The 18,622-nt window shown below is 37.8% G+C and carries 15 protein-coding genes; 8 read left to right on the plus strand and 7 right to left on the minus strand.

Going from position 1 to position 18,622, the window contains the following annotated elements:
• Window positions 1–8: 8 nt before the first annotated feature.
• The 6 genes from gyrB to H3R29_RS07050 form a co-directional block, all read right to left on the minus strand.
• Entirely contained in the window at window positions 9–1,973 is a 1,965-nt protein-coding gene (gene gyrB, locus H3R29_RS07025) for a DNA topoisomerase (ATP-hydrolyzing) subunit B (RefSeq protein WP_198202893.1), read from the minus strand.
• Entirely contained in the window at window positions 1,963–3,102 is a 1,140-nt protein-coding gene (gene recF / locus H3R29_RS07030) for a DNA replication/repair protein RecF (protein ID WP_110445321.1), read from the minus strand. Before recF ends, gyrB begins: the two co-directional genes overlap by 11 nt.
• 6 nt (window positions 3,103–3,108) lie before the next feature.
• Window positions 3,109–3,318: a S4 domain-containing protein YaaA gene (yaaA, locus tag H3R29_RS07035; protein ID WP_198202894.1), complete on the minus strand. Its 210-nt coding sequence runs from the start codon at window positions 3,316–3,318 to the stop codon at window positions 3,109–3,111.
• A gap of 225 nt (window positions 3,319–3,543) precedes the next feature.
• Entirely contained in the window at window positions 3,544–4,674 is a 1,131-nt protein-coding gene (dnaN, locus tag H3R29_RS07040) for a DNA polymerase III subunit beta (RefSeq protein WP_198202895.1), read from the minus strand.
• 173 nt (window positions 4,675–4,847) lie between these two features.
• Window positions 4,848–6,215, minus strand: coding sequence for a chromosomal replication initiator protein DnaA (gene dnaA, locus H3R29_RS07045; RefSeq protein WP_198202896.1), 1,368 nt, complete (start codon window positions 6,213–6,215; stop codon window positions 4,848–4,850).
• A 597-nt stretch (window positions 6,216–6,812) separates the two neighbouring features.
• Entirely contained in the window at window positions 6,813–8,654 is a 1,842-nt protein-coding gene (locus H3R29_RS07050) for an FAD-dependent oxidoreductase (RefSeq protein WP_198202897.1), read from the minus strand.
• A 395-nt stretch (window positions 8,655–9,049) separates the two neighbouring features.
• Between H3R29_RS07050 and H3R29_RS07055 the strand changes: the two genes are divergently transcribed.
• The 7 genes from H3R29_RS07055 to spxB all read left to right on the plus strand — a co-directional run bounded on the left by H3R29_RS07055 (window position 9,050) and on the right by spxB (window position 16,428).
• Window positions 9,050–9,337: a hypothetical protein gene (locus H3R29_RS07055; protein ID WP_198202898.1), complete on the plus strand. Its 288-nt coding sequence runs from the start codon at window positions 9,050–9,052 to the stop codon at window positions 9,335–9,337.
• A 168-nt stretch (window positions 9,338–9,505) separates the two neighbouring features.
• Entirely contained in the window at window positions 9,506–9,646 is a 141-nt protein-coding gene (gene rpmH, locus H3R29_RS07060) for a 50S ribosomal protein L34 (protein ID WP_003549412.1), read from the plus strand.
• Window positions 9,647–9,698: 52 nt separating this feature from the next.
• Window positions 9,699–10,067 carry a ribonuclease P protein component gene (gene rnpA, locus H3R29_RS07065; RefSeq protein ID WP_046325754.1) on the plus strand — a complete coding sequence of 123 codons (369 nt, stop codon included), beginning with the start codon at window positions 9,699–9,701 and terminating at the stop codon, window positions 10,065–10,067.
• Between the two features lies 1 nt (window position 10,068).
• Window positions 10,069–10,932 (plus strand): membrane protein insertase YidC, encoded by an 864-nt coding sequence (locus H3R29_RS07070; RefSeq protein WP_198202899.1) that lies wholly within the window; start codon window positions 10,069–10,071, stop codon window positions 10,930–10,932.
• A 106-nt stretch (window positions 10,933–11,038) separates the two neighbouring features.
• Window positions 11,039–12,427 (plus strand): tRNA uridine-5-carboxymethylaminomethyl(34) synthesis GTPase MnmE, encoded by a 1,389-nt coding sequence (mnmE, locus tag H3R29_RS07075; RefSeq protein ID WP_198202900.1) that lies wholly within the window; start codon window positions 11,039–11,041, stop codon window positions 12,425–12,427.
• 12 nt (window positions 12,428–12,439) lie between these two features.
• Window positions 12,440–14,338 carry a tRNA uridine-5-carboxymethylaminomethyl(34) synthesis enzyme MnmG gene (gene mnmG / locus H3R29_RS07080; RefSeq protein WP_198202901.1) on the plus strand — a complete coding sequence of 633 codons (1,899 nt, stop codon included), beginning with the start codon at window positions 12,440–12,442 and terminating at the stop codon, window positions 14,336–14,338.
• 275 nt (window positions 14,339–14,613) lie between these two features.
• On the plus strand, window positions 14,614–16,428 hold the full coding sequence (gene spxB / locus H3R29_RS07085; protein WP_110446851.1) for a pyruvate oxidase: 1,815 nt from the start codon (window positions 14,614–14,616) through the stop codon (window positions 16,426–16,428).
• 45 nt (window positions 16,429–16,473) lie between these two features.
• On the opposite strand, the gene H3R29_RS07090 is transcribed toward spxB, so the two are convergent.
• Window positions 16,474–17,154: a GntR family transcriptional regulator gene (locus tag H3R29_RS07090; protein WP_122026699.1), complete on the minus strand. Its 681-nt coding sequence runs from the start codon at window positions 17,152–17,154 to the stop codon at window positions 16,474–16,476.
• Between the two features lie 116 nt (window positions 17,155–17,270).
• Between H3R29_RS07090 and H3R29_RS07095 the strand changes: the two genes are divergently transcribed.
• Window positions 17,271–18,584: a PTS sugar transporter subunit IIC gene (locus H3R29_RS07095; RefSeq protein WP_198202902.1), complete on the plus strand. Its 1,314-nt coding sequence runs from the start codon at window positions 17,271–17,273 to the stop codon at window positions 18,582–18,584.
• The last annotated feature ends 38 nt before the right edge of the window (window positions 18,585–18,622 follow it).

The raw sequence follows: 18,622 nt of genomic DNA on the forward strand, positions 1-18,622 counted from the left end.
TAAACCTCCTATGCATCCAAATTTTCAACGTATTTAGCGTTAGTCTCGATAAAATTACGCCGCGGACCTACTTCATTACCCATCAGTAATTCAAAGACCTCATCGGCATTTTTAGCATATTCCGGACTGACACGGTCGAGTCTCCTATTTTCAGGATTCATGGTTGTATCCCATAATTGTTCTGGGTCCATTTCGCCCAATCCCTTATAGCGTTGTACCAACGGTTTGGGACTCGGTTGTAAACTACCCAGATAATCATGCAATTCTTCGTCGGTATCTAAATATCTGACAACTTTGCCCTGGCGTACTTGGTATAGAGGTGGACGTGCAATATAAACGTAGCCTTTTTCAATCATCGGACGCATGTAATTGTAAAAGAGGGTTAAAAGCAGTGTCCGAATGTGGGCGCCATCGACATCGGCATCTGTCATAATGATTAATTTGTGGTAGCGAGCCTTAGAAACATCAAAATCTGCACCAAAGCCGGTTCCCAAAGCCGTAAAAAGTGAACGAATTTCTTGGTTAGCCAAAATACGATCCATTGACGCTTTTTCAACGTTCAGAATTTTACCACGAATTGGCAAGATAGCTTGAGTCAGCCTTGAGCGTCCCTGCTTGGCAGAGCCGCCAGCAGAATTACCCTCAACTATGAATAATTCAGAAATGCTGGGGTCATTACTGGTGTTGTCAGCTAATTTACCCGGCAAGTTAGCAATTTCCAGACCTGATTTTTTACGAGTTACCTCACGCGCACGTTTAGCAGCTGTCCGAGCACGTTCAGCTAACTGAGCCTTTTCGACAATTTTGCGACCAACTTGCGGATTTTCCATTAAAAAACGGTTGAAGGTTTCAGAAAAAGCACGATCTACAGCTGTCCGCGCATCAGAGTTGCCTAATTTAGTCTTAGTCTGACCTTCAAATTGCGGGTTAGGGTGCTTAACTGATACGACAGCTGTCATCCCTTCCCGAATATCTTCTCCGGAAAGATTATCATCACTATCTTTTAACAGCTTAGTCTTATGAGCATAATCATTAACTACCCGTGTTAAGGCTGTCTTGAACCCTGCTTCGTGCATCCCACCTTCATAGGTATGGATATTGTTAGCAAAAGTCATTAATGTTGTTTTATAGCCTTTTGTATATTGCAAAGATACTTCAACGTTAATATCGTTGTCATTACCTTCTACATAGATCGGCTCATCAAACAATACTTCTGTATCGCGGTTTAAGAACGAAACATATTCCTGAATACCACCTTCATAGTGATAAACATCTGTTTCCGCGCTGTCTTTGCGTTTATCAGTAAATGTTAATTTCAAGCCCTTATTTAAAAAGGCAAGTTCACGGATACGATTTTTGAGGATCTTGTCATCAAAAGAAGTGGTTTCAGTAAAGATATCTGGATCTGGGAAAAAATGGACGATAGTACCATGCTCAGATAAAGGCACAGTCCCCGTTACTTTCATTTCATCAACTACGCGACCACGACTAAAGTCGATAAAGTACTTTTTACCATCGCGCATTGTTGTGACATCTAGCTTGGTTGATAAAGCATTCACGACAGAAGCACCGACTCCGTGCAAACCGCCTGAAACCTTATAGCCACCACCACCAAATTTACCACCAGCGTGTAAGACAGTAAAAACAGTTTCAAGAGCAGGCCTACCCGTCTTTTTTTCAATATCGACCGGAATACCACGCCCATCGTCTTGAACAGTTACACTGCCATCCTCATTAATTGTGACTTCAATCTTGCTGGCAAAACCGGCTAAGCTTTCGTCGATACCATTATCAATTATTTCCCACACTAAGTGGTGCAAACCCTGAGAACTGGTAGAACCAATATACATTCCTGGACGCTTACGAACTGCTTCAAGTCCGCCTAAGACCTGAATCTGACTGGCATTATATTTATCGGCTTCTTTTTCATATTGCTTAATTTGCTTAAGATTTTCATTGTTACTATCTGCCATGCAATTTCCCCTCTTCTAAATAAATTTGTCCAGATTTAATGCGGTATATTTTCGGCTTCTTAATTATTTCCCAGGAAATACCCTCAAGATCTGTCGTCGTAATAAATGTTTGTGTTTTACCGTGAATGTAATTGAGTAAGGCACTTTGGCGGTTATGGTCAAGCTCACTCATGACATCATCAAGTAATAATAACGGATATTCATCAGTTAACTGGTGCACAAGCTGAATCTCAGCCAGTTTAATACTAAGCGCGATTGTCCTCTGCTGTCCTTGAGAGCCATACAAATGTGCGTTTTTACCATCAAGTTCAAACTCAATGTCATCCCTGTGAGGACCGCTTAAGGTCGTGCCTTTGAGAATTTCAATTCTTTGATTTTTTTGAAAATTGTCTAACACTTTATGATAAACTTCTTCGACGCTATCTCTTGCAGTTATTTCTTTTACCGATGGCCGATAAGTTACTTCCAGCTTTTCAGCGCTGGTACTGATGTGAGCGTAAGCATCTTGAGCATATTGATCTAAATAATTTAAAAATTGAAAGCGGCGGACTATTACTTCTGCCGCAACACCGGCTAGTTGATCCGACAAAACTTCCAAAAACATGGTGTCATGCGCTTCACCCTTGGCCAATTGTTTCAAATAATTATTCTTTTGCTGCAATACCTGCTTATACTTGCCTGCAAAATAAAGGTATTCGGCACTAATTTGACCAAACTCCTGATCCATGAATCGCCGCCTTAAGTTGGGTGCCCCTTTAATCAGGTCTAAATCTTCCGGAGAAAATAAAATAGCGTTTAATTGTCCCACATATTTGGATAATTTCGCTTGTTCGACCCGATTAACCCAAACTTTCTTGCCTTTAGTGGTAATTAAAACCCGCAAAGATAGATCAATTTGACTTTTATAAATGTGACCAGAAACATTGGCATAGTCTTTACCAAAAGCGATTAGTTCTTTATCATTACTGGTTCTATGAGAACGAGTTAGGGCCAAAAAATAGATCGCTTCAAGTAAATTAGTTTTGCCTTGCGCGTTCTGACCTATAAAAATATTGACATTGGGATCAAAGTCAACTTCAAATTGCTGTAAATTGCGGTAATTTTGTGCAATAAAGTGCTTGAGATACATCCACAGCTACCGCAATTCATAAGTTTCGTCAGCAATTTCTAGCGTATCGCCAGGGTGTAATTTTTTACCACGCCGATTTTCTTTGATCCCATTCAGTAAAACTGGGTTTTCTCGCAGATACCATTTAGCCTGTCCACCTGAAGAAATAATACTTTCTTCTTTTAAAAACTGACCCAGAGTAATATATTCGCTTGTTACTTTAAATTCTTTGATCATAACCACCTTCACACCATTAACTACCTATAATAAGTATATTCGTTTCACAAGCAAAAAACAACTAAAAGCCCATATAAAGCCATATAAACGGATTTTTTTAAAATAAACATTTCATAGTGAATGACACTAAAAATAAACCAGCATGCTTTTTTGTTCGATTATAAAAATTTGGTCAGAAAAAAAGCCATCAGTTGATGACTTTTTCTTTTTATTAAAAATGATAACTTAAAAAGTTCTCACCGGTGTAATTAACTGAACAAAATTAATGTCGGCTTTATCTGGATTTACAGTAAACGGCCGCAATGGTTGCGTGAAATCCATAATAACGGAATCAGTCACCGAAGCTTTTAACGCATCACGCAAATAATCAGGATTAAAGGAAATCTTTAAATTCTCACCTTCAAGTTTCTTAAAACTAACATCTTCTTCAACATTCCCAATTTCTGCTGATTCACCAGATAATTTGGCACTTTGTTTTTTAGTATCCAGTGTCAAATCAACTACGTTATTGCGTCCTGCATGTGTCAGTAAACTTGCCCGATCAAGTGCACTTGAAAGCTCCATTAAGTCAAATTCTACAGTTGTTGTGCTGTCAGTGGGTATCAAGCGTTCAGTATCAGGATAGCTGCCTTCAAGTAGACGTGAATAAAACAGAATGTTGCCAATTTCAAAAAGTACCTGATTTTCACCCGGACAAACTTTAATCTCCGGATCAGTTTCTCCGATAATACGTGCAAGTTCCATCAAACTCTTTCCCGGAATGATTAAGTCTGTTTTTGTTTGTGGTCCATTTTCTAAAGTCAACGCACGACTGGACAGTCTATGTGAATCTGTGGCTACCGCATGAATTTTATCAGGACTAAAGGTGAAGTGGACACCAGTCAGAACTAAGCGACTTTCTTGAGTTGCAACCGCAAATTGAGTTTCATTGATAATTTCCCGAAAAGTTTTTCCCGAAATAACAAAAGAGGACTCGTCTGGAATTTCCGGTAATCTTGGGTAGTTATTAGCATCTAAACCATTAATAGTGAACTCACTGTTTTCAGAAATAATTTGTGTTTGGAAACTTTCTTTAACTTCCAAAGAAAATTCTTTTCCCGGTAACCGTCTGATAATCTCGCTAAAAAATCTTGCCGGTAAAACGACTGATCCGGTTGAATCAACGGTCAGATCTTCACTAACTGGTATTTTGATTTCAATTGAAATATCAGTATCACTTCCAGTGAGAAGTAATTCCGTTTCCGTTAAATTAAGCTTGATACCACTAAGAATCGGTATAGTTGCTCTGGATGAAATGGCATGCATTACATTGTTTAAATTATCTAAAAAAAGATTCCTGTTAACTGTAAATTTCATTTGGTGCCTCCTGTTATTTTGTCTATTTCCTTTATATTAATTATATATTTAATTAGTAGTATTAGTAGGTCCTGTGATTTCTGTTGAAAAGATACATTAGCCTTAAAATAACGTAATTATTGCGGTTAAAAAGATGTGTACAAGTCCGTTATTTATCCACAGTTGATAACTTTTTAGCGGTCAAGCATTTGTTTTAAATCAAAAACAGCGGTCTTGATGTCGGAATTGGTCTTAATTTCCCGACTAATCTTTTCGTAAGCATGCATCACAGTTGTGTGATCCTTACCGCCAAACTCCTGTCCGATTTTAGGAAGGCTGGAGTCAGTTAATTCACGGGATAAATACATAGCAATTTGTCTTGGAACGACAATCTGTCTAACCCGCTTTTTTCCTTTTAATTCATAAGTTGAAGTTTGGAAATAATTGGCAACGACTTCTTGAATTTTAGAAATTTGCAGACCTTGGTTTTTTTGGACTAATTTGAGATCAGCCAATGCTTCACGAGCCAGATTGACATTGATATCTTCGTGCTCAATTGTTGCGTGTGCCTGTACTTTCACCAGAGCCCCTTCAAGTTCACGGATATTAGTGTCAACTTGAGAAGCAATATAATCGAGTGTATTATCATCAATTATTAAATTTTCGGCTTCGGCTTTTTTACGTAAGATTGCGATTCGTGTTTCCAGGTCTGGTGGGGTAATTTCTACTTGCAGCCCCCAAGTAAATCGTGATACCAGTCGTTCTGACAAATCAGGAATTTCGGTAGGCAGCCGGTCACTCGTCATGACTATTTGTTTTTGGTCATTATAAAGAGTCTCAAAAGTATGGAAGAACTCCTCTTGAATACCTTCTTTTTTAGCAAAAAATTGAATATCATCAACTAGTAATAAGTCGCAGGTTCGATATTTTGCACGAAATTGATCTTGCGTTTTGTTTTTGATTGAATTTATAAAATCATTAACGAAAGTTTCACTTTGAATGTAGACAACCTTAGCATTAGGTCGTTCTGCCAACATTTGATGGCCGATAGCCTGCATCAAGTGTGTTTTACCTAAACCTACACCGCCAAAAATAAAAAGGGGGTTGTAAAAACTACCGGGACTGTCAGCCACAGCTAAAGCTGCACCGGCTGCCAGCTTATTGCCTTCGCCTTGAACAAAATTATCAAAAGTATATTTTTCATTAAGCTTAAGGTTACGAACAAAGGCATTTTCCATTTGCGGCCGTGAATTTACGGACATTGTCTCACTTTTTGGTTTAGGCGTTACAATGCGCTCAGTACTTTGATCGCCCTCAATTTGAAAGATGGGCATAACCTCAATATTAGCGTAGCCATATGCAGATTGAATTAATTGTGAAGCTAAATTCTTTTCCCAATATCCTTTGGTTACAGGATTTTGTACGGCAATTTTTAATTCGTGAGTTTCTTTATTGTAAGAAACTGGTCTGGTATTTTTAAACCAGGCATTATATGCAACTTCATTAAAATGTTCACGCATTTCTGTATTAAAATGCTGCCAAAATTTATTAATGTCAAACAAAATATTTCCCTCCGCTTACGTTACGCAAAACTTATTTTACCATCTAATAAAAATGTTTTCCACAGGTGCACAAAAAGAATTCAGAATTAACAAGCTGTGGATAGTTTTTAGAAGAAAATTCACTTTAGATTAAAAAATTTGAGTAATATTTATCTTATTTACATTATTGCTTGTGGAAATCTTTTACTGAAATAGCAGTATATTGCAAGTTATATTAATCATGCTATCCACATGCTGTGTATAATTTTATAAACAGGTTGTAGATTGTGGATAAGTTTGTGTAAAATGATGTGAATTTGCACTTGTGGATAATTTTAGGATATTAATTTTAAACAAATACGACGAAACTTAATCTTGAACCGGTGTAGGAAATTTTACTTTTGTCTTAACATAATAAGAAGTAATTAGCGCTAATACATGACAGCGCTTATTGCTTTAAAATCTCTTGCTACTAATAATAAATAACTTATAATTCTTTTGCGTCGAACTGGCTTAATTTTATAAACAGAAGTTGTTTTTAACTTGAGCACAGAAAAAGCGCCTTACTAAATAAAATTTAGTAAGAACGCTTTTCTTGTTTGTCTAAAAATTAGTTTTTTAATATTCTGATGAACCGGTTGTTACATCAGTTTCTGCAGGCGTAACATTAACTTCTTCTACTAAACCGGAGAGGACTCTGCCGACTCTGCGGCCTGAATGCATTCCCTCGGCTAAGGCAGTACCTGATGATGGGTAATAATTTGCATTCCAGCCACCAGAGTTGCAGCCGATAGCATACAGGTGAGCAATCTTTTGATCATCTTGATCAACTACTTCATAATTAGTAGTTACTTTCAAGCCGCCAATTGCACCAAAATTGCTGTCCTTGTGAGCATAAGCATAGAATGGCGCATGTAATTCTTGCAGGCCTTCTTTACGACCAAACTCTTTATCTGCACCATTTGCGGCGTTTTCATTCCAGGTCTCTAGTTGCCGCTTTAAGTTTTCAGCTGGTACATTGATTTTAGCAGCTAATTCTGCAATTGAATCTGCTTTAAACATTTGACCGGAATTAATATCTTTGCCCGTGTCTGCAGCAGATCTCCAAGGTGAAAATGGGGCAGAGAAGGTTGATGAATCGAAGATTTGCCAAGTCGGCTTATTCCAAATTAATTCTTGTTGGTAAGTGGCACGGGTTAGATAACCGTAAGTAGTATCTTCATTGACGTAACGTTTACCGTTGCCATTTACGTAAAACATTGGTGGTGTTGGCAAATTATCTGCTGCACCTACGTTGCTCTTGAAATCAACATCCATAGAGCCGCCTAAGCCTTCAGTTGCGGCGTTAAGTGCTAATCCCATCAAAATACCGTCACCGGTATCGTATTTAGAATTAGTCAAGGCATGATTTTTAATATCACGATATTGTTGCGGCGCAAATTCTTTAGCTAGTTTTTCATTATAGTCAATACCAGCAGTAGCAAGGACTACACCTTTATTAGCGCGATAATAACTAGTTTTGCCTTTGCAATTAGTTACTACGCCAACAACTGATTTGTCAGTATAGCTGGTGGTTACTAAATTAATTACAGGAGTATCAAAGAAAATCTTTATTCCCAAACGGTCAGCTTCTTTTCTGACTGCGTCAATCATTACGCAGCCTGTACCTAAACCGCCACCATGTTCATAAACGTGAATTCTTTGCGCAAAGTAATCCTTGTTTTCATAAGGAATAACTCTGTGGCCATAAACAGAGGTCCATTTTATTCCTAAACTTGCCAGCCATTCAATGTTATTAGCAGAATCCTCGGCTAATTCTTTTATCATTTGAGGATTTACTCTGCCTTCACCGGCTTGAATTAACTCTTGAGCATGTAGTTCAGGATTGTCATTTTGATAGCTTGTAAATTCTTTTTGATATTTATCGCCAGAACCCTGAATAACGCCAGCGGAATAATTACTGGTACCACCGACCATACCTGTTTTTTCAAAAATAACTACGCTGTTACCATGCTTTTTTGCTTCAATAGCAGCTGATAATCCAGAGATACCTGAACCAACAACAATCACGTCATAAGTATCGTCAAATTGCACTTGAGATTCGATATACTTGTTATTGTTTACTTTGGCATAAACCGGATAGTTAGGTTTTTTACTTGGTTTTACTTTTGGATTAACGGCATCGTCTGCAGTTAATTTTCCTTGGGCAACTTCTAAAGCTTTATTTACGCCATTAACAACTGCCGAGGTACTTACTGAAGCGGATGTAACAACATCCACATCAGTATTGCCGGCTTTTTCAATTCTGTTAATCATTGTTGGTATTGCATAGGAACCAACCGTATATGGCTGAACACCGTCAACAGCAACTTTGATTATTTTACCGTCCTTTAATGTAACATTACTGGTTAATAAGCTGTGAAAGCCTTGAGCAGCACCTTTAAAAACACCACTTACCATAAAAATCTCCTTTATTATAACAAAATTGTATTAAGCGCTATGGAAAGCGCTTGCCTCCAAAGATAATTTTATCATCAATAAGTAATAGAATGATTAAAAAAGAGTAAAGAATGTGAAGTACTGTGTAAACCAACTTGTTTAATAGGGTGTCATTGCAGCGGCGTAAAGGCACTCTTAAAAATAGTCTCAGAATCGATACAATAATTTAATACTCATTATTTAAAATAATTTGTGAAGTTCCAGACAAGACCTATAAACCAACTTGACTGTAAAGAAAGCGCCATTATAATTGAAGGAGTAACGTTATAAGTATGCTTTTTATTTGATACTACTCCAAGTGCTGAATAGGCTGGTTAACAGCAAATAAAAATATTTATTTATTGTGAGGTACCAATATGGATTATCAAGATTATGTTGAGTTGGGGCTAAAAAACGACGGCAATTTAAAGGTGATACTAAAAGGCAGTGTTGAAATCAGTGCACATGCAACAGAAAAGGTGGGCGTTGTTAGTGTAGTTTATATTACGCAGAATGTTGAACGCGCCAGACAAAAGTTGAAAGAATTGACAGCCAAGCAGGCCGAAGGCGATTATTATATGGTTTATTCTTGCCCGCCTGATACCGATTTGCCAGCACTTGGACATTACCCGTCAATTGAAATTGCCAAGGCTGATTTGTTATAGAAAACTGTAAGAATTTTTTACGGCCAGTTTAAGCCAGGTCACAAATTATTCCTAAATTGGTAATTAATCCTGATGTTTTTTCTCTTTTTACTTGGTTTTTTACTTTAATCATGGTATCCTAGATATTAAATTGTGCAGTCTGCATACAAAAATTGGAGGTGTAGTTTAATGACAACTAAAAGAACTTACCAACCTAAAAAGCGTCACCGTTCAAGAGTTCACGGCTTTATGAAACGGATGAGTACATCAAATGGCCGTAAGGTTTTGGCTAGACGCCGCGCAAAGGGTAGAAAAGTCTTATCTGCTTAAACCACTGAAATCCCAGTGGTTTTTTTAATTTTTAAGAGTGGAATGAAACGTTTTGAGAAAGTCTTATCGTGTTAAAACAGAAAATGATTTTCAGACAGTTTTTAAGTCAGGCAATTCAGTAGCAAATCGTGCTTTTGTGATTTATCAAATGGACAAACCGGAAAACAAGCATTTTCGTGTTGGCATTTCTGTTGGTAAAAAGGTCGGACACACCGCTGTAGTGCGTAATCGCCTCAAACGTTATATTCGCGCTGTTCTTACTGAAAATAAACCTTTAATTAAACCACATATTGATTTTTTAGTCATTGCTAGACCATATGCGCGCGATTTTAAATGGGATGATGTTCATAAGAACCTATTGCATGCACTCTTTTTAGCCAATATAATTGAAGAGATACCGAATAAAGTTGAGGAAGATTAGAGTGAAAGACATTTTAACTAAAAAGAATGTCAAGCGTCTACTTGTGCTGCTGACAGTAGTTGCATTAGCGGTTGTCTTAACAGGATGTGCATCAAACGGCAAGCCAGAACCTGTTTCACATACAAGCGGCAGCTGGTGGAATCGCTGGGTCATTTATTACATGTCCACGTTTTTGTTGTGGCTGTCGAAGCTGGTAGGCAACAACTATGGTTGGGCAATTATTATCTTTACTATTATAGTACGTCTTATTTTGTATCCGCTTAGTGCTATTCAGATTAAGAGTACTACCAAGATGCAGAAAATTCAGCCGGAAATAGACGCTTTACGTAAAAAGTATCCTGGTAGTGATACAGAATCGCGAACTTTGCTTTCGCAAGAAACAAATAAGCTCTATAAAGAGGCAGGAATTAATCCTTATGCTGGTTGTTTGCCTTTAATTATTCAGTTACCGGTTATGTATGCTTTGTATGGTGCGATTTGGCAAACGCCACAACTGCAAACTGGCCACTTTATGTGGATGGATTTAGGTAAGCCGGACCCATACCTTATTATGCCAATTTTGTCTATGGTCTTGACTTTTATATCAACTTATATCAGTCAATTATCTACGCCAAAAGAATCACAAACCTTGTCAACTAAGATTATGACTTACGGTATGGCAATTATGGTTGGTGTAATGGGTATATATTTCCAGTCAGCTATTGTAGTTTACTGGGTAATTTCCAACCTGTTCCAGGTGGTTCAAACTTTCATTCTGCAAAACCCTATTAAATATCGGCGTGAACAGGAAGAAAGAGAGCGCCAAGAGCGCGAACGTAAGCGGCAACTAAGAAGAACGTATAAACGATTAAAACGTAGAAAATAATTTTTAATCTAAATTAATGATTTAGTTAAAGTAGTCAAAGTGCTTTATCCATCATGATTATTCATGGTGGAATAATGCGCTTTTTTTATTGAAAAAGGAGAAAATCATGGCACAAACTTTAACGGAGTTTGATACGATTGCAGCGATTTCAACGCCAATTGGTGAAGGTGGCATTTCTATTGTCAGAATGTCTGGTGAAGAAGCTGTTAAAATTGCCAATCAGGTTTTTAAGGGTGCAAATTTAACTAAGGTACCGACTCATACTATTCATTATGGACATATAGTTGATCCTGAAAATCAACAAGTAGTCGATGAAGTTATGGTATCTGTAATGCTGGCTCCTAAGACTTTTACCAGAGAAGACATTGTTGAAATTAATTGTCATGGTGGCATTGTCGTCACTAACCATATTTTGCAATTATTATTAAAAACCGGTGCGCGCATGGCAGATCCTGGTGAATTTACTAAAAGGGCATTTGTTAACGGCCGCATTGACTTGACTCAGGCGGAAAGTGTGATGGATATTGTGCGCGCTAAAACTGATAAGGCCCGGCAAGTGGCAGAAAAGCAGCTGGAAGGCGGTCTGCTGGAAAAAATTAGGGCAATGAGACAGGAAATTTTGGATACGCTAGCTAACGTTGAAGTCAACATTGATTATCCAGAATATGATGCTGATACTGTTACGGCTAAGCAAATGGTGAGTGTTTCTCAGTCTGTTATTGCTAAAATAGATAAATTGCTCAAAACGGCAAGTGAAGGAACGGCGTTACGTAACGGCTTAGCTACTGCGATTATTGGTCAACCTAATGTCGGGAAATCATCTTTACTTAATTATCTGACTCAAAGCGATACGGCGATCGTTACCGATGTTGCCGGTACGACCCGTGATACTTTGGAAGAATATGTTTCTGTTGAAGGTGTACCTTTAGAATTAATTGATACTGCAGGTATCAGGCACACTGATAATAAGGTGGAAAAAATTGGGGTTGAGCGTTCCAAAAAAGCACTGGCAAAGGCAGATTTAGTTTTGCTCTTGTTTGATTCAAGTAAGGAATTAACTCCTGAAGACTATGCCTTGATTGAAGCTACTGCTGAGAAAAAGCGCATTGTTATTTTAAATAAGACCGACTTGGGACAAAAAATTTCTACTGCCGAAATAACAAATTTAACCAAGAGTCCGGTTATTGCCATTTCAATTTTGCAAAAACAAAATCTTGAGCAATTAGAAAAAACAATCAAAGAACTGTTTTTCAAGGGGATTGAGAACTCAAATGACCAGGTCATGGTAACTAATCAAAGGCAGGTTGGCTTACTGGAAAAGGCCAAAAAGCAGCTGCAAGACGTTGTTCAGGCCTTGAAAGATGAAGAAGTTCCTATAGACATTGCCCAAATTGATTTCAACGGCGCCTGGGACACTCTAGGTCAAATTACGGGTGAAAGCAGTCCTGATGAGTTAGTTAATGAATTGTTTAGTCAATTTTGTTTAGGGAAATAGGTGTGAAAATTAATGATTAAAAGTTATGACTCAAATGATTATGATGTCATTGTTGTTGGTGCTGGTCACGCGGGCAGTGAAGCAGCCCTGGCGAGTGCCAGAATGGGCCAAAAGACGTTGCTTTTGACGATTAGCCTTGATATGGTAGCTTTTATGCCGTGCAATCCGTCAGTAGGAGGTCCGGCTAAAGGAACAGTGGTGCGCGAGATTGATGCCTTGGGCGGTCAAATGGGTAAAAATATTGACGCTACCTATATTCAAATGCGGATGCTAAATACAGGTAAAGGGCCAGCTGTACGGGCATTACGCGCACAAGCCGATAAGTGGCAGTATCACGAACAGATGAAAAAAGTGATTGAGGATACGCCTAATTTGACTTTGAGACAGGCGACAGTTGATGAATTAATTGTTGAAGATGGAGTTTGCAGAGGGTTAATTACCAACACAGGAGCCAGGTACCATGCTAAAAGCGTTGTACTCACAACAGGAACATCAGCTCGCGGGCGTATTTTTATTGGCGAATTGAATTACTCATCCGGTCCCAACAACACTGTACCGGCAATTAAGCTTTCAGAAAATTTGGAAAAACTGGGCTTTAAATTACGCCGTTTTAAAACGGGCACACCACCGCGCGTTAACAGTAATACGATTGACTATTCTAAAACTGAGGAAGAACCTGGCGATAAAATTCCGCGTCATTTTTCCTATGAAACTAAAGATGAAGATTACCTCAAGAATCAGGTTTCATGTTGGATGACATATACAAATAAAACCACGCATAAAATAATTAACCAAAATCTAAACCGTTCGCCTATGTTTTCGGGAGAAATCAAAGGTGTAGGACCGCGCTATTGTCCGTCAATTGAAACTAAGGTAGTTCGTTTTGCGGATAAACCGCGTCATCAGATTTTCTTGGAGCCGGAGGGTAAAAATACTAAAGAAATATATGTTGGCGATTTTTCAACCTCAATGCCTGAAGAAATTCAGTTAAAAATGCTGCACTCGGTAGCTGGCCTTGAAAATGCGGAACTAATGCGCCCCGGATACGCTATTGAGTATGATGTGATTGATCCCTGGCAGTTAAAACATACTTTAGAAACCAAAAATATTAAAAACTTGTTTACTGCGGGGCAGATGAACGGAACTTCCGGCTATGAAGAAGCAGCAGGACAGGGACTGATTGCTGGCATTAATGCAGCTTTGCGGGCTGCTGGTCAGCCCGGATTTACCCTAGGCCGCGATGAAGCTTATATTGGCGTTTTAATTGACGACTTAGTTACTAAAGGAACAGAAGAACCATATCGTTTATTGACCTCACGAGCAGAATATCGTTTGATTTTACGTCATGATAATGCTGATTTACGTTTGACGGATTATGGCTTTAAACTTGGTTTGATTTCTGAAGAACGTTATTCTAAGTTCTTAGCAAAGAAAGAACAAATTGCTCAAGCTGCCCAAGCTGTTAAAAAGATCACGGTTCATCCTACAAAAGAGGTCCAGGAGTATCTTGCAAGTATTGGTGAAGAAAAGTTAAAAGCCGGCGTGAAGGCTGATGTTTTCTTAAGAAGGCCTAAGGTTAAGGTGACTGATATTGAGCGTTTGACAGGGATGCATATTTCAAATGAGCGCTATGTCAGAGAGCAGATTGAAATTAACGTTAAGTATGCCGGTTATATTAAAAAGGAACAGCAACAAATTGATAAACTGCACCGGCAGGAAGCAAAGAAAATTCCTGTGGACATTGATTACAGTGCAATAGATGGCTTAGCAACAGAAGCACGAGAGAAATTTGCCAAAATCAGACCTGAGACAATAGCACAGGCTGAACGTATTTCAGGAGTAAATCCAGCAGATATGGCCATTTTAAGCGTTTACGTGCAAAATGGTCGTTATCAGAAAATTCAACATTAAATTTAGTAAAAATTTAAACTTTATAAAAAATATTTTCTGAGGATTAAATACACCAAAAAATGCACAAATTTGGTCGTTATGATCAGCTAATCACAAATGAAATTATTGCTGTTATCTGAATGTCATTAGTATAGCGCTTAACTTTGTGAAGATAATATTTTTACAAAGCGCTTACATGTTGTGCTAATAACTAATTTTGCTTACTTGAAATTGTGAAATTATATGTTTTAATACAATATGTAAGTAAACATGTATTTAAGGAGATGCACTTTAAAATGGCAAAAATTAATGGCGCAAATGCCATGCTCCAAGTTTTGTTGGACTGGCATATTGATCATATTTATGGTTTTCCGGGTGGCTCATTTGACTCAACAATGAACGCTATCCACGACTTTAAGGGTAAGTTGAAGTATATTGAAGTTCGGCACGAAGAGGCTGGTGCTTTGGCTGCTTCAGCTGAATATAAATATACTGGCAAGGTCGGTGTATGCTTCGGTTCAGCCGGCCCTGGTGCTGTTCACTTGATGAACGGCTTGTACGATGCAAAATACGACAAAGTTCCTATGGTAGCTATTGTAGCTAACGTTCCAACTGGTCGTCAGGATATGGACTTCTTCCAAGCCTTTGACGAAAAGCCTTGGTTTGATCCGGTTGCTGTTTGGAACCACCAAATTAAGCGTGCAGAGCAAATCCCTTCAATGATGGATGAAGCAATTCGTCAAGCTTATGCTAAGAAGGGTCCAGCTGTCTTAATTCTTCCTAAGGATTTTGGCTGGGACAAGATTGATGACAATTACCGTGTAAATTACAATGCAATGCAGGCTGTTCCAAACTATGCAGCTCCTAAGAAAGATGAAGTTGAAGCAGCTGTTAAGCTTCTTGAAGAAGCAAAGAACCCGGTTGTTTACTTTGGTCTAGGTATGAAGGGTCATGGCGATGTCTTAGAAAAATTTGCTGAAAAATTCAAGACCCCATTGATGTCCTCAGTTATGGCTAAAGGTGTTGTTGAAGATAAATGCCCAGCTTACATGGGTTCAATTGGTCGTGTTGCACCTAAGCCAAGTGATGATATCCAAACTCATGCTGATGCAGTTATCTGGGTTGGTAATGACTCACCATTCTCATTATTCTTCTTTGATCCTAAGGCTAAAGTTGTCCAAATTGATGTTGACTCAGAAAAATTAGGCAAGCGTCACGCTGTTGATGTTCCAATCTTGGCTGATGGTGCTAAGACTTTACAAGCTATGATTGACGCAGGTCAAGCTCGTGAAGAATCACCACTTTACAAGGCTGCTATTGCTGACCGTCAAAACTGGGAAGAATGGGAACACAGCTTTGATGATTCAGACGAAATGCCAATTCGCCGTGAACCAATCTTTGACATTATCAATAAATATGCTGATGATGACGCACAATTTGCTATTGATGTTGGTAACATTAACATTGACTTCCAACGTTTAGTAAACTTGCATGATGACCAAACTTGGGCAACTTCAGGCTTGTACGCAACTATGGGCTTTGGTTCACCAGCTGCACTTGCAGCAGCAACTGCTCACCCAGAGCGTGAAGTTTGGAACTTAAGTGGTGATGGTGGCTTTGCCATGATGAACCAAGAGTTGTTGACTCAAGCTCGTTACAATATGCACATTATGAACGTTGTCTTCACTAATGATACTTTAGGCTACATTGAAGCTGAACAAGTTGATGAATCACACCAACCATTATCAGGTGTTATTCTGCCAAACAACGACTGGGCTAAAGTTGCTGAAGGTATGAATGTAAAAGGTGTAACTGTACGTACTAAGAAAGAATTCGAAGACGCAGTTAAAGAATTCAAGGAAATGGATGGACCAATGTTAGTTGACATTAAGTTCACTCATGATATGCCTTACTCAACTGAATTGAATACTCTTGATGACCCAGAATTTGTTAAGAAGTATCAAGCTGAAGGCTTGAAACCATTTAGTTACTTTGCTGACAAGTATGGCTTAGTAGAAGATGCTGCTTCAGGTGCTTCAGAAGCTGAAGAAGAACCTGAGCCAGAGCCTGAACCAGAACCTGACACAACTTCAGGTGCTTCAGCTCACTAATTAAGTGTAAAACCTTAAAAAAGAACGTCCAATAGGGCGTTCTTTTTATTTGATCAAATTTGTAAAATAATCAGGATAAGCACTAATAAGCTCATTTTCTTCTTTAAACATCATACTAAGATGGTTTTCAATTTCATGAGTACCTAAAGGAATATCTTTATTAATAACTGTATTAAAAATTGATTCATGTTGCTCAATTATAGTAGACCATTGTAGATCCTCAACTGATAAACGTAAATATCTGAATCTTTCTAGTTGAACATTTAGAGTTTGCATCCAATTCCAAATGTCTTCTTTATCAACGGCAGTATAAAAAGATTTATGAAATTCATTATCAAAATGAAAAAAATTTCTTTTGTCTTGCTGATTTTCTTTTACTTTAGCGAAATCCAATATTTTAGCTAGTTTATTTTTAAGATCGTCATCGTCTTTATTAATTGCCATAGCGACTATTTTCTTTTCAATAAGTTTTCTAACAAACATTGCATCTTCAGCTTGTTTCAGATCTATTTTAGAGATATAAGTTCCACTCTGAGGTATAACTTTAACTAAATTTTGATCTTTAAACTTGATAATTGCTTCACGAATGGGAGTCCTACCAATACCTAAAGTATCAATAATCTTATTTAAAGTTATTTTTTCTCCCGGCTTTAATTCCAATGTGACAATCATTTCTTTTAATTTATCATATGCGATTGTTTGCATGTTTCTAATATCTGGCAACATATTTTTCTCCTTAAAGCATATATATTAGTATACAACTTCTGTTGACTTTTACGAAAGCTGCATACTATAATGAAAGCGTAATCAAATATACTAATATATCAGTTGGAGGGAGTAAAATGAAAAAAGGACAAAAATTTGTCTCAGCAATGAATAAATTTGCTGCTGTCATAAATGGCAACAAATATATATCATCCATAAAAGATGCATTCTATTCATTGATTCCGATTATTATTACTGGCGCGTTTGCAACTTTATTTTCCAGTATGGTCTTTGATGATAAACAAGGCTTGGCTCAAATAAATGGACTGCACTGGCTGGTTAATTTGCAACCCATTGCGAATGGTATTAATTATGCCACATTAAGTTTCTTTACCATTTATGCTGTATTCATTATCGGTATTGAAATGGGTAAGAAAAACAATTTAAAGGGCTATTTCCCGGGGATCATTGCTTTAATGAGCTATGTTTCAGTTAATCCTAGTGTTTATAATTTTATTACGGCTAAGAAACAGACGATTCAGGTAACAGATGTTTTTGCGAAACAGTATACTGATACAAAAGGATTGTTTTTAGGAATGTTAATTGCAATCCTTTCTGTACAACTTTATGCTTGGTTGAGTAAGCAAAAAGCACTGCAATTGAAAATGCCGGATAGTGTACCATCTAATGTTTCCAGAAGCTTTTCTGCTTTATTCCCAACAATGATTACAGTAGCTATAATTTCTGCTGTTGGAGTAATAATTACCCTAATCACACATATGTCTTTGTTTGATATTATTTACAGTTTGGTACAAAAGCCATTGCAAAATGTAGTTCAGGGACTACCCGGTATCCTACTGTTAATGCTAGTGGCACAGTTATTCTGGATAATAGGTATTCATGGTAATCAAATGATTAAACCGATTCGTGAACCGCTATTAATTGCCGCAATTGCAGCTAATACAGAAGCACATGCAGCTGGTAAACCATTGCCTAATATTATTACTATGCCATTTTGGGATATGTACATGAGCATGGGTGGCTCAGGTGTCACAATTGGTTTATTGATAGCCATATTTTTAGTCACAAAGAAAAGGGCTGATATTAAAGCTATTGCGAAATTGTCATTAGCACCTGGAATTTTTAATATTAATGAACCAGTTATCTTTGGCTTGCCGATTGTACTAAATCCTATCCTTGCTATTCCATTTATTGTTACTCCGTTAGTAACAGGTACAATTGGCTATTTTGCAACGGCAACGGGCTTTGCTGCTAGAGCATATGTTTATACTCCATGGCCAACACCACCATTAATTAGCGGGTTTTTGGCGACTGGTGGTAATTGGGGCGCAGTGATTACCCAAGCTGTATGTATTGTTGTTGCAGTTTTAATTTACTTACCATTTGTTAAAATTTCTGAAACCCAAAAACCTTCAGTAGAAGAAAATTAATTTGTTGAAAGGTTGAATAATTATTCAGCCTTTTTTGT

The organism is Lactobacillus sp. M0393, from assembly GCF_016102025.1.
In the GTDB taxonomy this organism is placed as follows: Bacteria; Bacillota; Bacilli; order Lactobacillales; family Lactobacillaceae; genus Lactobacillus; species Lactobacillus melliventris.

Bases quoted from the DNA above. Each gene is read 5' to 3' on its own strand.
- H3R29_RS07055 (WP_198202898.1), top strand. From the start codon at position 9,050: ATGGATTATCAAGATTATGTTGAGTTGGGGCTAAAAAACGACGGCAAT.
- dnaN (WP_198202895.1), bottom strand. From the start codon at position 4,674: ATGAAATTTACAGTTAACAGGAATCTTTTTTTAGATAATTTAAACAAT.
- mnmG (WP_198202901.1), top strand. From the start codon at position 12,440: ATGATTAAAAGTTATGACTCAAATGATTATGATGTCATTGTTGTTGGT.
- rpmH (WP_003549412.1), top strand. From the start codon at position 9,506: ATGACAACTAAAAGAACTTACCAACCTAAAAAGCGTCACCGTTCAAGA.
- H3R29_RS07095 (WP_198202902.1), top strand. From the start codon at position 17,271: ATGAAAAAAGGACAAAAATTTGTCTCAGCAATGAATAAATTTGCTGCT.
- H3R29_RS07090 (WP_122026699.1), bottom strand. From the start codon at position 17,154: ATGTTGCCAGATATTAGAAACATGCAAACAATCGCATATGATAAATTA.
- spxB (WP_110446851.1), top strand. From the start codon at position 14,614: ATGGCAAAAATTAATGGCGCAAATGCCATGCTCCAAGTTTTGTTGGAC.
- gyrB (WP_198202893.1), bottom strand. From the start codon at position 1,973: ATGGCAGATAGTAACAATGAAAATCTTAAGCAAATTAAGCAATATGAA.
- yaaA (WP_198202894.1), bottom strand. From the start codon at position 3,318: ATGATCAAAGAATTTAAAGTAACAAGCGAATATATTACTCTGGGTCAG.
- H3R29_RS07050 (WP_198202897.1), bottom strand. From the start codon at position 8,654: ATGGTAAGTGGTGTTTTTAAAGGTGCTGCTCAAGGCTTTCACAGCTTA.
- recF (WP_110445321.1), bottom strand. From the start codon at position 3,102: ATGTATCTCAAGCACTTTATTGCACAAAATTACCGCAATTTACAGCAA.
- mnmE (WP_198202900.1), top strand. From the start codon at position 11,039: ATGGCACAAACTTTAACGGAGTTTGATACGATTGCAGCGATTTCAACG.